Annotated in this window: 14 protein-coding genes and 1 pseudogene; 3 read left to right on the top strand and 12 right to left on the bottom strand. The window is 69.4% G+C overall.

Going from position 1 to position 12,559, the window contains the following annotated elements; genetic code table 11:
* Both ACLBX9_RS15420 and pgeF read right to left on the bottom strand, forming a co-directional pair.
* Window positions 1–494, bottom strand: a pseudogene (locus tag ACLBX9_RS15420) (porin family protein); the annotation flags it as partial.
* A gap of 275 nt (window positions 495–769) precedes the next feature.
* Window positions 770–1,540 (bottom strand): peptidoglycan editing factor PgeF, encoded by a 771-nt coding sequence (pgeF, locus tag ACLBX9_RS15415; RefSeq protein WP_447719538.1) that lies wholly within the window; start codon window positions 1,538–1,540, stop codon window positions 770–772.
* A 159-nt stretch (window positions 1,541–1,699) separates the two neighbouring features.
* Between pgeF and ACLBX9_RS15410 the strand changes: the two genes are divergently transcribed.
* Window positions 1,700–1,891, top strand: a complete 192-nt coding sequence (locus tag ACLBX9_RS15410) for a hypothetical protein (RefSeq protein WP_010682819.1) — start codon at window positions 1,700–1,702, stop codon at window positions 1,889–1,891.
* A 23-nt stretch (window positions 1,892–1,914) separates the two neighbouring features.
* Here the strand turns inward: ACLBX9_RS15410 and ACLBX9_RS15405 are convergent, their stop codons facing one another.
* The 10 genes from ACLBX9_RS15405 to rpsF all read right to left on the bottom strand — a co-directional run bounded on the left by ACLBX9_RS15405 (window position 1,915) and on the right by rpsF (window position 10,764).
* Window positions 1,915–2,985, bottom strand: coding sequence for a class I SAM-dependent methyltransferase (locus ACLBX9_RS15405; protein WP_447719528.1), 1,071 nt, complete (start codon window positions 2,983–2,985; stop codon window positions 1,915–1,917).
* On the bottom strand, window positions 2,982–3,884 hold the full coding sequence (gene lgt / locus ACLBX9_RS15400) for a prolipoprotein diacylglyceryl transferase (RefSeq protein WP_447719527.1): 903 nt from the start codon (window positions 3,882–3,884) through the stop codon (window positions 2,982–2,984). Before lgt ends, ACLBX9_RS15405 begins: the two co-directional genes overlap by 4 nt.
* An 83-nt stretch (window positions 3,885–3,967) precedes the next feature.
* Entirely contained in the window at window positions 3,968–4,864 is an 897-nt protein-coding gene (locus tag ACLBX9_RS15395; RefSeq protein WP_447719526.1) for a VOC family protein, read from the bottom strand.
* Complete coding sequence (locus ACLBX9_RS15390; RefSeq protein WP_010682823.1) at window positions 4,861–5,763, bottom strand: SMP-30/gluconolactonase/LRE family protein; 903 nt, start codon at window positions 5,761–5,763, stop codon at window positions 4,861–4,863. The genes ACLBX9_RS15395 and ACLBX9_RS15390 overlap by 4 nt, the downstream gene beginning before the upstream one ends.
* Before the next feature lie 10 nt (window positions 5,764–5,773).
* Window positions 5,774–6,223 (bottom strand): cupin, encoded by a 450-nt coding sequence (locus ACLBX9_RS15385; RefSeq protein WP_010682824.1) that lies wholly within the window; start codon window positions 6,221–6,223, stop codon window positions 5,774–5,776.
* Window positions 6,224–6,469: 246 nt separating this feature from the next.
* Window positions 6,470–7,957, bottom strand: a complete 1,488-nt coding sequence (locus tag ACLBX9_RS15380) for a replicative DNA helicase (protein ID WP_010682825.1) — start codon at window positions 7,955–7,957, stop codon at window positions 6,470–6,472.
* Window positions 7,958–8,278: 321 nt separating this feature from the next.
* Window positions 8,279–8,851 (bottom strand): 50S ribosomal protein L9, encoded by a 573-nt coding sequence (rplI, locus tag ACLBX9_RS15375; RefSeq protein WP_010682826.1) that lies wholly within the window; start codon window positions 8,849–8,851, stop codon window positions 8,279–8,281.
* A gap of 41 nt (window positions 8,852–8,892) precedes the next feature.
* A complete protein-coding gene (locus tag ACLBX9_RS15370; protein ID WP_010682827.1) occupies window positions 8,893–9,927 on the bottom strand; it encodes a DUF2232 domain-containing protein in 1,035 nt (344 codons plus the stop codon).
* Between the two features lie 129 nt (window positions 9,928–10,056).
* On the bottom strand, window positions 10,057–10,308 hold the full coding sequence (rpsR, locus tag ACLBX9_RS15365) for a 30S ribosomal protein S18 (protein WP_007561044.1): 252 nt from the start codon (window positions 10,306–10,308) through the stop codon (window positions 10,057–10,059).
* 3 nt (window positions 10,309–10,311) lie between these two features.
* On the bottom strand, window positions 10,312–10,764 hold the full coding sequence (gene rpsF / locus ACLBX9_RS15360) for a 30S ribosomal protein S6 (RefSeq protein ID WP_010682828.1): 453 nt from the start codon (window positions 10,762–10,764) through the stop codon (window positions 10,312–10,314).
* Window positions 10,765–11,325: 561 nt separating this feature from the next.
* Between rpsF and ACLBX9_RS15355 the strand changes: the two genes are divergently transcribed.
* The gene (locus ACLBX9_RS15355; protein ID WP_447719525.1) at window positions 11,326–12,075 is read left to right on the top strand and encodes a pyridoxine 5'-phosphate synthase; all 750 of its coding nucleotides are present in this window, start codon (window positions 11,326–11,328) and stop codon (window positions 12,073–12,075) included.
* The gene (acpS, locus tag ACLBX9_RS15350; protein ID WP_447719524.1) at window positions 12,072–12,503 is read left to right on the top strand and encodes a holo-ACP synthase; all 432 of its coding nucleotides are present in this window, start codon (window positions 12,072–12,074) and stop codon (window positions 12,501–12,503) included. The genes ACLBX9_RS15355 and acpS overlap by 4 nt, the downstream gene beginning before the upstream one ends.
* Window positions 12,504–12,559: the final 56 nt, after the last annotated feature.

Here is a 12,559-nt window from a genome sequence, read left to right as displayed (position 1 = left end):
CGGTCGAAGGCGTAGCCGAGGCGGCCGCGCACGGTGCCGAAGAAGTCGAGGCTGGAGAGGCCGCGCGGGTCGGTGACGTAGTAGCCGGGGGCCAGGGCGCCGGAGAGGAAGGCGTTGTTCCGGTTGCGGCCGAAGTCGAGGTACTGGGCGTCGGCCTCGACGCCGATGACCACGCCCGAGCCCGGGGTGAACTGGTAGTTGTAGCCGACCTGGCCACCGCCGGAGAAGCCGTCCTGGCTGCGGTTGCGGAAGGTGGCCACCGTGCCGGGGGCGGCGTAGGGGAAGGGCACGCCGAAGGTGTTGCCGGTGTTGCGGTCGCTGGCGTCGAAGGCGTAGCCGGCGTTGATACCGAAGTAGGCGCCGGTCCAGGTGAACACCGGCACGGGGGTGAACACCGGCGGCGGCGCAGCACGGCGCGGAAGGTCGGCGGCGAAGGCGGAACCGGCGACGGCGACGCCGGCGAGGGCCGTGGCGGCACGGAGCAGGGATTTCATGGTCTGGTCCTCACTGGTGGTTCCGCGCCGCCCGTCTCGCGGGTCGTCCGCGGAACACGGATCTGGTTGCGTTCCAGCGGTTCCAGGGCTGCTTTGCGCTCCGCGGTGTCGCCGACCGCTCATCGCGGCCCCTTGTGGCAACCCGCCGTTTTCCCCGGCACCTTGACCCCTAAACGCGCTCGAACGGCCAAGGTTCGGTTGCGGCCACGCTTTTTCTGCCAAGCTGCGTTGACAAAGTGTCGCACCCCGACCGGCCTGTGCTTGGGGGGCTTCCGCTACGGCGTGAGAGCGATCGCCGAGATCAGTCGGCCGTAATCCGCTTCGCCCCGATGCGTCGTGCGCCGGTAGCTGTAGAACCGTTCGGGATCCGCGTAGGTGCAGAGGTTCAGCGACGTGGCCTCGCCGACATCCGCCTCGGCCAAGCGAGCCAGGATGAAGCTCGGCAGATCGAACTGCGCATGATTGGCGCGCGTGCCCGGACCCAGGAACCGCTCCATCCCGGGTGCTTCCCCGCGAAAGCGGGCGACGAAGTCCGGACCGACCTCGTAGGAGGACTGCGCGATCGTCGGACCCAGAACGGCCACGATCCGACTGCGGCGCGCCCCCAGCCTCTCCATGGCGGCGACCGTCGCGCCGATCACGCCCGTCAGCGCACCTTTCCAGCCCGCATGAGCCGCCCCGACGACCCCGTTCTCGGGATCCGCGAACAGGATCGGCCCGCAATCGGCGGTCGCGATACCCAGGGCCAGGCCGGGCGTCCGCGTCACCATGGCATCCGCCTTCGGGCGGTCCGACCCGGGAAACGGCGCCTCCACGACGACGACCTCGGCCGAATGGACCTGATACAGGCTGACCAGCCGGTCGGGCGCGAGGCCGAGTTGCGCGCACATGCGCGCCCGGTTCTCGGCGACCCGCTCAGGCGCATCCTGGGATCCGAGTCCGCCGTTGAGCGAGGCGTAGATCCCGTCAGACACGCCGCCTACGCGGGTGAAGAAGGCGTGGCGCAGCCCGGCGTGAGAGGAGAGTTCCGGCGCCTCGATCATCATGCCTGCGGTCACAGTCGGCTCCCTCGCGGTTCCCTGTCGCGGTCCGATACCGCATGGCCGTCCCCTTGACGATGACGCTCGAGGCGGCAGATTCGTGTTGCACCGCAAAAGGAGGCTGATGCTGGCTTTCCTTCGCGAGGGTTTGCGAGAGGGATTGCGATGTCACGAGGGATCGAGACCGACACCCTGACCGAGATCACCCAGACCGAGGAGCCTCGCGCACCGAGCGCACCCGCGCATCCGGTCACGGGCGAACCCGCTGCCTTCGACCCGAACGATCCGAACCCGCCCGCTCCGCCGACCCCGCGACCCGCCAGCCAGACGGATTCCGGCTTCGGATCCTTCGGCTGATAGGGCTGGAGTTCCGCTTCGTTTCAGGTGTTCGGAAAGCCGGGGAGCGGCCCGAGGCCCGGGCCACTGACTGCGAGAACCTTGAACAGACTGCCCATGCCGCGCACGCCCGGTTCGGTGAGCCGGGCGGTCGCCCGTCCGATCTCGGGCGCCTGAGCCTCGGTGGCGCGGCTCTGCAGGCGCTCGGCGCGGGCAAGCAGGCCGAGGGCAAACAGGAAATCGCGCTGCTCCACGGGCCCGTGAACCTCTGCGCCCTCGACGCGCGCGGCCTGCGCGAGGGCTGCGAAGTCGACATGATGCGTGAGATCTGCTTGGCCGGGCGCCGCGAGCGGATCGGCGTAGCTGTGTCCCGACAGCGCCTGAAGGGTGTCGCCGAAGCCTGGGCGGACGTGGCCGTAATCAATCGCCAGCAGCGCACCACCCGCTGCGCACAGGCGCTGCGACAGCCCGCGAATCAGAGCGAGGCCGGCCGTCGGCACGCTCATCAGCGCGCCGACGGGCCCTGCCGCCTCAAGGCCGGGGGTCGGTTCCGGCGACAATCCGAAGGCAAGCCCGCCTGCCGGACCCAACCCGACCTGTCGCTCATGCCAGCCGGTCGGGAGTCGCTCGAACTGGCGCACGGGCAGGCAGTCGAAGAACTCGTTGGCCACCACCACCGACGGGCCCGGGGGCAGGGTCTCCACCTCCGCGTGCCAGATCGCGCCGGTCCCGGCGAGGGCGCGCTCCTGCGCGGCCCGCAGGACAGGGCTGGTCTCGACGAGGTGGGGCGCTACGCGCACGCCCGGCGCAGCAGCCCGCAGCGCCCGGAGGGCATCCGCCATCAGCGTGCCGCGGCCCGGTCCGAGTTCCACCAGGACCAGCGGATCAGGCCGACCCATCAGCCCGTGCACATAGCCCGACCAGGCGCCGATCAACTCGCCGAACATCTGGCTGATCTCGGGCGCCGTGGTGAAGTCGCCCCGGACGCCCAGAGGATCGCGGGTGCGGTAATAGCCGTGGACCGGATGGCCGAGGCACAGCGCCATGTAGCGATCGACGCCGATCGGCCCGGTCTGGCGGATCAGAGCGGCGATCTCGGCGCCGAGCGGCGTCACGCCTCCACGGGCGCCTTGCGCGCCTCCTCCGCGGCCGGCGCCGGCAGCGGATGGCGTGGACGCGTCCGGCCGGTTCCCGCGAGGACGATGTAGGTGAGACCGACGATCATCATCGGCACACAGAGCAGCATGCCCATGGTCACGCCGCCGCCCATGGGTCCGAGATGGTCGCCGAACAGGAAGCCGAGCTGTCGGTCCGGCTCGCGGAAGAATTCACAGAAGGTCCGGGCGAGCGCGTAGCCGAGGACGAAGATGCCGCCCAGCAGCCCCGGCTTGCGGAAGCCGAACCGGCGGACGCTGATCGCCATGACGATGAACAGCAACAGGCCTTCGGTGGCCGCCTCGTAGAGCTGGCTCGGGTGGCGCGGCAGCGGTCCGCCGCTCGGGAACACGATGGCGTAGGGAAAGTCCGGCGCGACGCGGCCCCAGAGCTCACCGTTCACGAAATTGGCGATGCGCCCGAAGAACAGCCCGATCGGCACGACCACGGCGCCGATGTCGAGGAGCGTGTAGCCGTTGAGCCCCTTGGAGCGGGCGAACAGCAGGAAGGCCAGGATCGCCCCGAGGAAACCGCCGTGGAACGACATGCCGCCGTTGCGGATCGCCAGGATCTCCATCGGATCGGCGATGTACAGGGGCAGATTGTAGAACAGCACGTAGCCGATCCGGCCGCCCAGCACGACGCCGAGCGCCACCCAGACGATAAGGTCGTCGATGTCGACGGCCTGCGGACGCTTCACAACGCCCCAGAGGCTGTCGGCCATGACAAGGCGGCGCGCGTAATACCAGCCGCCGATGAGGCCGGCGATGTAGGCGAGCGCGTACCATTTGATCGTGATCGGCCCGATCGCGAGGGCCACCGGATCGATGGCCGGAAAGGGCAGGGCGAGGAGCGGCATCGGTCTCACCTCCGGGGCGGCCGGATTGGACGCCGGAGGGGCGGCGCGTCAAGCCCGAGTCACATCTCGCCGACGCGAGGCTCTCATGCGCGCTCGAACAAGAAGCCGTGTCCGTCCGGACCCGTGCAATAGACCGCCGCACCTTCCGCGGAAACGCGCGGCATCAGTCCAACTTCGCGCAGGCGTCGCGACAGGCCCTGCGGATCGGCCACGGAGAAGACGTAAAAGGTCGTGGCACGGTCGGCTGGGCTGTAGAGACTTCGCCGCCCACGTGTCGGCGCGCGGTAGTGCAACAGCTCCACGTGCGGCGCAGGCTCCGGAGGCTCCAGCGCGATCACGTCGACCTGCGGATCCTCCATTCCGTCGAGCCGTGCCTGCTCGATGCCCCGGTTCAGGCCCTGCTCGACGACGGCAAGGCCGAGCGGCCCGGTGAGGAAGGCGAGGGCTGCGGCGAGATCCTTGACGGTGATGGCCGAGTGATCGATGCCCAGGAACAGGCCCGGCGCGGCGCCCCAGCGCTCGGCCGCAGCACCGTCGGGGAAGAAGATCAGCTCCAGCGGATGCCCGTCCGGGTCGCGGAACTTGTAGGCCGTGACGCCGCCCGAGGACGCCGGCAGGAGCTGCGGGCCGCCGCGGGTGATCGACGTCGCGCCGACCGCCGCGAGCTGCGCCATCGCGGCTCCCATGTCCCGCACCGGGATGGCGAGGTGCTGGAAGAACGGGTCCGTCGCCGCGGGATCGGTCGGGTAGGGTGCGCCGGGCGGATCCACCGTCAGGAAGGTCACGGCCTGCGCGCCAAGCCGCATCCGCAGCTGCGTGGCGCGCCGATCCGTGAGCCCCAGCGCCTCCGCCTGCACGACCGGCACCGGCTCCGGCGGGGCGAGCCGCACGAAGCCGAGGGCGTCGCGATAGAACGCCTCGGTGGCGCCGAGGTCCGCGACCGTGCGGCCGAACCCGACGATCGCCCGCACCGCGCTCACAGCAGAGGGGCTCCGCGCACGTTGACGTAAATCGCGTAGAGCGCGTGCGAGGCGCAGAGGAACAGGCGGCTGTTGTTGCGGCCGCCGAAGGTCAGATTGGCCACGGTCGATGGCACCAGGATCTTGCCGACCAACTCGCCGCCCGGATCGATGCAGTGGACCCCGTCCCCGGCGCTCGACCAGAGATTGCCGTGCTCGTCGCAGCGGATCCCGTCGGCATTGCCCGGGCTGATCGTGCAGAACACGTCGCCGCCGGACAGGGACCCGTCGTCGGCGACGTCGAACACCCGTACGTGCTGGAGCGGATCTATGTCGAACTGCAGGCCGGTCTCCACAATGTAGAGCCTGCGCTCGTCGGGGGAGAAGCACAGCCCGTTCGGGCCCTGGAAATCGTCCGCCACCACGCGCAACGAGCCGTCGCGCGGGTCGAAGCGGTAGACCGCGGCGGGCAGCTCGGATTCCTGCTTGCCGCCCTCGTAATCGGTCTGGATGCCGTAGGGCGGGTCGGAGAACCAGATGGTGCCGTCGGTTTTGCAGACGATGTCGTTGGGCGAGTTCAGCCGCCGTCCCCGGTAATGCTCCACGAGGCTGGTGATGCGCCCGTCGAGCTCGGTCCGGTGGATGCGCCGGCCGCGGTGCGAGCAGGACAGCATCCGACCCTCCCGGTCGCGCGCGTGACCGTTCTCGAAATCGCTTGCCTCCCGGTAGACGCTCAAGCCCGCGAATTCCGCCCAGCGCATCACCCGGTTGTTGGGGAGGTCGGAGAACAGCAGCTCGTCGCGGTCGCCGAACCAGACCGGGCCCTCCGTCCAGCGGAAGCCCTCGGCGAGCTTCTGCAAGGGGGCGTTCGGCAGGACATAGCCCTTGAAGCGCGGCTGGATCAGCTCGAAACCGTCCACGAGCCGACTCCTACTTGAAGCGACCGGGCTGGTTCACGGTCGGCTCGACCTGAAGTCCGGTCACGATCATCGTGCAGGGTTCGTCACCCACCGTGCCGGAGAGATGGCCCTTCCTGCCGTCGCGTTCCTTCGTGTTCTGGTCCTCGCCCATCATCAACTCGCCGGGACCCATCTCCACTCGGTGACCGTCCATGGTCTCGACGAACCAGCGCCCCGAGAGGATCGCGATCCATTGCGGGCGCGGATTCTCATGCCACGCGCCAACCCAACCCACCGGCAGGACCGTGAAGGTCACCACCGCCTGTGCGGAATCCATCTTGTCGTTCCATTGCGGCGCGGTCTCGGGGTTGATCCCCTCGAACGTGAACCGCTCGATGTGGAACCGCTCCTGCCGGCTCACGCCCTCCGCGTCGGTGTAGACGTGCCAGTAGGGCATCTTCGGCGGGGTCGGCTCGCTCATCGTCGCTCCTGCGGCGGCGGGACACTCGTCCTCGCTCAACGGCCGGGTTCGGCGATGGTTCGCGGATCAGGCCGGCGGAGACCGGCGTGGCGTACACGCCGCTTCTAGATCGGACAGCTGACAGATCTAACCGTCGTCGCGAATGCAGCGGTGCAGTCCAGCGGCGCCCCGCGTCGATGCGTTACGCGGCACCGGGTCGCTTCGCTGCGCTCGCGATGACTGTGCGTTCCGGTCCGGTTGCCCCGCTCACATCTGCTCGGGGATCCGGTCCGTCTGCGCGAGGTTCGAGAACCGGGTGATGTTGGCGTCGAACTGCAGCTCCACGGTGCCGGTCGGGCCGTGACGCTGCTTGCCGAGGATCACCTCGGCCTTGCCGTGGACGCGCTGCATCTCGGCTTCCCAGGCGAAGAATTCCTCCGTGCCCTCGCGCGGCTTCTTGTTGCCGACGTAGTACTCCTCGCGGAACACGAACATGACCACGTCGGCGTCCTGCTCGATCGAGCCCGATTCCCGCAGGTCCGCCAGCTGCGGGCGCTTGTCGTCGCGGTTCTCGACCTGACGGGACAGCTGCGACAGCGCGATGATCGGGCAGGCCAGCTCCTTGGCGAGCGCCTTCATGCCGGTGGTGATCTCGGTCATCTCCTGCACGCGGTTGTCGCTGCGCTTGCCCGAGCCCGAGAGGAGCTGGAGATAGTCGACGATCAGCAGGTCGAGGCCCTTCTGGCGCTTCAGGCGCCGGGCGCGGGCGGCGAGCTGCGCGATCGAGATGCCGCCGGTCTGATCGATGTAGAACGGGATCGTCTGCATGTCCCGGGCGGCGTCGGTGATCTTGTAGAAATCCTCCGGGCGGATATCGCCGCGGCGGATCTTGTAGGAGGGCACGCCCGATTGCTCGGCGATGATGCGGGTGGCGAGCTGCTCGGCCGACATCTCCAGCGAGAAGAAGCCCACGATACCGCCGTTGACGGTCTTGGTGACGCCGTCCGGCCCCTTCTCGCCGCGATAGGCCTTGGCGATGTTGAAGGCGATGTTGGTTACCAGCGAGGTTTTGCCCATGGCCGGGCGGCCCGCGAGGATGATCAGGTCGGAGGGCTGCAGGCCGCCCATCTTCGCGTCGAGGTCGGACAGGCCCGTGGCGATGCCCGAGAGCTTGCCGTCGCGTTGGTAGGCCTTGGCGGCCATGTCGACCGCCGCGGTGAGCGCGTCCGAGAACTTCTGGAAGCCGCCATCGTAGCGCCCCGCCTCGGCCAGCTCGTAGAGCCGGCGCTCGGTGTGCTCGATCTGGTCCCGAGGCGAGTCCTCAACGGGGGCCTCGTAGGCGCCGTTCACCAGATCCTCGCCGATGGTGATCAGCCGGCGGCGGATCGCGAGGTCGTAGATCGTGCGGCCGTACTCGCCGGCATTGATCACCGTGGTGGCGTCGGCGGCGAGCCGGGCAAGGTACTGCATCACCGTCTGGCCGCCGAAATCGGCGTCGCCCAGATAGGTCTTCATCGTGATCGGCGTGGCCAGCTTGCCGGCCTTGATCAGGGACGCAGCCACCGTGAAGATCTGCTGGTGGGCATCCTCCATGAAGTGCTCGGGCAGCAGGAAGTCCGATACCCGGTAGTAGGCGTCGTTGTTCACCAGGATCGCGCCCAGCAGCGCCTGCTCCGCGTCGATGTTGTGCGGGGCGACGCGGTACTCGGCCTGGACCGCTTCGAGCTTGGCCGTGAGCGCATTGGGCAAGGCCATCGGCGGACGACTCCGTATCAGGCGCCGCGGTGGGCGCGCCAGGATCACACCGCACGACCTTGGCCCCGGTATGGTTACCGAAGCCTAGCCGACGGCCGGTTCTGCCGGGCCGGAGCGCGGAAAAGCGGACGCCCGCCGACTCTCGCGAGCGGCGGGCGTCCATGCTGGAACAAAACTGGAACGTGTCAAGTCTCGGGGCGGATCATCCCCAATGTTCACCGGTATACCGCACTCAGGTCGCCTCGCAGCGGAGCTGCTTCGTAGCGGTTCCCCAGCCCAAGCCCGACCGGCGAACAAGCCGGCCGGGCGGTCGAACAAGGCTCAGCCGCGGTCGTCGGCACCCTCGCCGGCATCGGCGAGCGCCTGACCCACCTCGAGGCCCAGGTCGTCGAGGTTGAACGCCTCGCGCTCGGTGACCGACTCGCCGCGGGCCTGACGCTCGGCCTCCTCGGGGCTACGGGCGACGTTGACGGTGATCTCGACCTCGACCTCGGGGTGCAGCACCACCGGCACCGTGTGCAGGCCGAGCGTCTTGATCGGCTGGTTCAGGATGAACTGGCCGCGCTCGACCGAGAAGCCCTCCTTCGAGACGACCTCGGCGAGGTCGCGAGTCGAGACGGAGCCGTAGAGCACGCCGGTCTCGCCCGACTGGCGGATCAGGATGAAGCTCTGGCCGTTCAGCTTCTCGGCGACCGCCTCGGCGTCCTTCTTCCGCTCCAGGTTGCGGGCCTCGAGCTGGGCGCGCTGGCCCTCGAAGTGCTTCTTGTTGGCTTCCGTCGCGCGCAGGGCCTTGCCGCGGGCGAGCAGGAAGTTGCGCGCGAAGCCCGGACGGACATTCACGGTCTCGCCCATCTGGCCGAGCTTGGCCACGCGCTCGAGCAGGATCACTTCCATGGTCTTTCTCCTTCAGGGTTTCGGCCGCGGAGGCCGGGGTCTCACGGCGCCGGATTGTCCTTCGGACGGCGGCGGTCGAGGGCGGTGTCGGCGAGGCCGAACACGGTGAGTGCCACCAGGGCGATGCCCTGGGTCACGAACAGGATCAGGTACATGCCGAACAGCATCAGGCCGCGCCCCGGCCGGCCGCGGGAGCGGTCGTGGAAGGCGGCGAGCCCCTGGAGCGCGAAGGCCGCGCTGAGCGCGCCGACCAGCGCGATGCCGAACACGCCGACATAGCCGGGCGCAAAGCACATCAGGATAGCGGCCGCCAGCGTGGCGAGGGTCGTCCGCGGCATGGCGGTGGAGGGGATGTCGGGCCAGGGCCGGGGCAGACGGCCGGAGATCTTCACGATCCGCGCCGAGGCCCAGAGATAGAAGGTCAGGAGCAGCGCCAGCCCGTTGGCCGCGAAGGCCGGCACGACGCGCGCGAGGGCGTCAGCCATCTCTGCACGGGTCACGTCGGACGGGTCGGATTCGGCCTTCGGCGCGGAGTCCGGTCCGGCAGCCGTGTCCGGATCGCCGCCCTCCTTCTCGGCCGGCGCCGCATCGGTGCGCCGGGCCTCCGCCGTCGTCCGCGGCGCGGGCATGCGGGTCTGCACCAGCGTCTGCGCGAGCCCGCGCAGTTGCGCGTCGAAGGCGGCGTGGTTCGGCGAGGACAGGACCGCGATGGCGATGAACGCGAGGGCTGCCGTCGCCGCGGTCCAGCCGAGCAGGCGGCCGGTCGGATACCATTCGAGGCCGTTCGGCGTCTCGCGGCCGAGGAGCGTGAGGTAGGCGAGCCACCACGCGGGCAGCGCGATATAGGCGCCGAAGGCGAGGCCCATGAACGGCGCGACCACCAGGACGAGGGCGAGGCTGCCGGTGGCCGCGGCCGCGAGGGCGGCCCTGTGGCTCCAGCCAAGCCCCACGATCAGAATCGGCAGCGGTGCCACGAGGTAGAGCAGGATCGCGAGCGGCGTCGCCTTCAGCAGCACCCCGAACAGGAGTGCCGAGACGAGACCCGCGCCGATACCGATGCCGATGTGCTGTGCCATGAAATCCGCTGTCCCGCTGCCGCTGCGGCAGGGTTAGAGGCGGCTTGCGCGCCCCAACGATCGGACGACCTCGGGCCGCCCTCTGCGAGGACCGGCCCGGGCTGATGCCGGGCCGGCGGGTTTCGAGTCCTACTTGATCACGTAGGGCAGCAGGCCGAGGAAGCGGGCGCGCTTGATCGCCTGGGCGAGCTCGCGCTGCTTCTTGGCCGAGACCGCGGTGATCCGCGACGGCACGATCTTGCCGCGCTCGGACACGTAGCGGGACAGGAGCTTGACGTCCTTGTAGTCGATCTTCGGCGCGTTCGCGCCGGAGAACGGGCAGGTCTTGCGACGACGGAAGAAGGGACGGCGTCCGCCGCCCGCACCAGCACCGAATGCCATGGGTTAGCCCTCCCCGCCGAAGCTGCGCTCGCCGCGATCGCCGCGATCACCCCGGTCGCCGCCGAAGCCGCCGCCGCCGAAGCCTTCGTCGTCCCGACGACGGCCGCGCTCGCGATCCTTGCGGTCGTCGCGGTCGCGCTTCTGCATCATGGCGGACGGCTCGGAATCTAGCTCCTCGACCCGGATGGTCATGAAGCGCAGCACGTCCTCGGAGATCTGCATCTGGCGCTCCATCTCGGCGATGGCGGCCGGCGGGGCGTCGATGTTGAGGAGCGCGAAATGCGCCTTGCGGTTCTTCTTGATCCGGTAGGCGAGGGACTTCACGCCCCACATCTCGATCTTCTCGAGACGGCCACCGTTCTGCTCGATCACACCCTTGTAGGTGTCGATCATCGACTCGACCTGCTGGGACGTCACGTCCTGGCGGGCCAAGAGCACATGCTCGTAGAGAGGCATCGTCGGGCCTTTCAGCGTCAAAAGGAGCCCGACCGCCGAGAGGCGGCTGTTTCGGGCCGGTTCATCTCGCGGATCGCTCGGCGCCAAGCCCTTCGAGCCGATTTTCAGGCCCGAGCGGTTGATCGAAGGCGGAGACACCGGACGACGGATTCTTGACGAGCCCTATGCCGTAAGCGGCACCGTCCGTTCAGCCCCCGGCCGGAGCGAACGCGAGGGGCGGCGCATAGTCGGTTTTGTCGGGAATGGCAAGTCGAACGAGATGGTCGCGGCGCGGTCGGGTTTCGGTTGGAGCCGCTGCGCGGCGATTCCTGTGCTGAGGCCCGGTTTGCTGGGTCCCGGGCCGCATTCCGCTATGCTGCATGCGCCTGGGAAAGGGTCCGGTGGGAATCCGCGCACTTTCCCGGACAGGCGGAGAGAAGAAGAACCTGATCCGGGATCCGGCACACGACTCGCCGCCAACGCGGCGCAGATCTTCCGCCCCGCCTTGCCGGAGCGCCAGGACGCCAGCATATCGCTGCCTGGAGCTGGGCGCATCGCGCCGATCTTGGGACGAACGAGCGGATGACCTCCGAAAAGCTGCGCCTCGGCGTCAACATCGATCACGTCGCGACGGTCCGTAACGCCCGCGGTGGCGACTACCCGGACCCGGTGCGGGCCGCGCTGCTCGCGGTCGAGGCGGGCGCCGACGGAATCACCGCGCACCTGCGCGAAGACCGGCGCCACATCCGCGACACCGACATCACGGCGCTCAAGCGCGGTCTCTCCGTGCCGCTCAACTTCGAGATGGCGGCCACCGACGAGATGGTGAGGATCGCCCTCGCCACCCGGCCCCACGCCGCCTGCCTCGTCCCGGAGAAGCGCGAGGAGCGTACCACCGAAGGCGGCCTCGACATCGTCGGCGGCCGCGATCACCTCGCGCCGCGGATCCGCGCGCTGGCTGAGGCGGGTATCCGGGTCTCGCTGTTCGTAGAGCCCGAGCCCGCCGTGATGGACGCCGCCTGCGCCCTGGGGGCGCCCGTGGTTGAACTGCATACCGGCAGCTATTGCGAGGCCGCCCTCGGGGACGACGCGGCGAAGACCGCCCATGAACTGGGCCGGATCCGGCGCGCCGCCGAGCACGGCGCCGGCCTCGGCCTGGAGATCCATGCGGGTCACGGACTGACACTGGGCAGCGTCGGACCGGTGGCGGCGCTGCCGCAGATTCGGGAGCTCAACATCGGCCATTCGCTGATCGCCGACGCCATCTTCGTCGGGCTCGATCAGGCGGTGCGCGACATGCGTGCCGCCATGGACCGGGCGCGGCGCGCATGATCATCGGGATCGGATCGGATCTCTGCGACATCCGCCGGATTGCCCGGACGCTGGAACGACACGGCGAGCGCTTCACACATCGGGTGTTCACCGAGGGCGAGCGGGCCCGCTGCGACCGCCGGGCCGCCCGTGCGGAAGGCTACGCGAGGCGCTTCGCCGCCAAGGAGGCCTGCGCGAAGGCGTTGGGCACCGGCCTCAGCGGCGGCGTGTTCTGGCGCGACATGGAGGTGGTGAACCTCCCCTCCGGGCAGCCGACCCTGCGGCTGGCCGGGGGCGCCGCCGAGCGGCTCGCGGAACTCATGCCGGAGGGTCACGCGGCGCGCCTGCACGTGAGCCTCACGGACGATCCGCCCATGGCCCAGGCCTTCGTGGTCATCGAGGCCTTGCCGGATCAGAAAGTCCGGCCGGGGACGGAGGCGGCGGATTAGCTGACCCTGGTCGTGCGTTGCGGGGGGCTCGCGCATGGTCTAGACCGCCGCACACA

It is taken from the genome of Methylobacterium sp. A49B, from assembly GCF_053346215.1.
The sequence above is the reverse complement of the archived record's forward strand: the minus strand, read 5'-3'. Positions and strand labels throughout refer to the sequence as shown.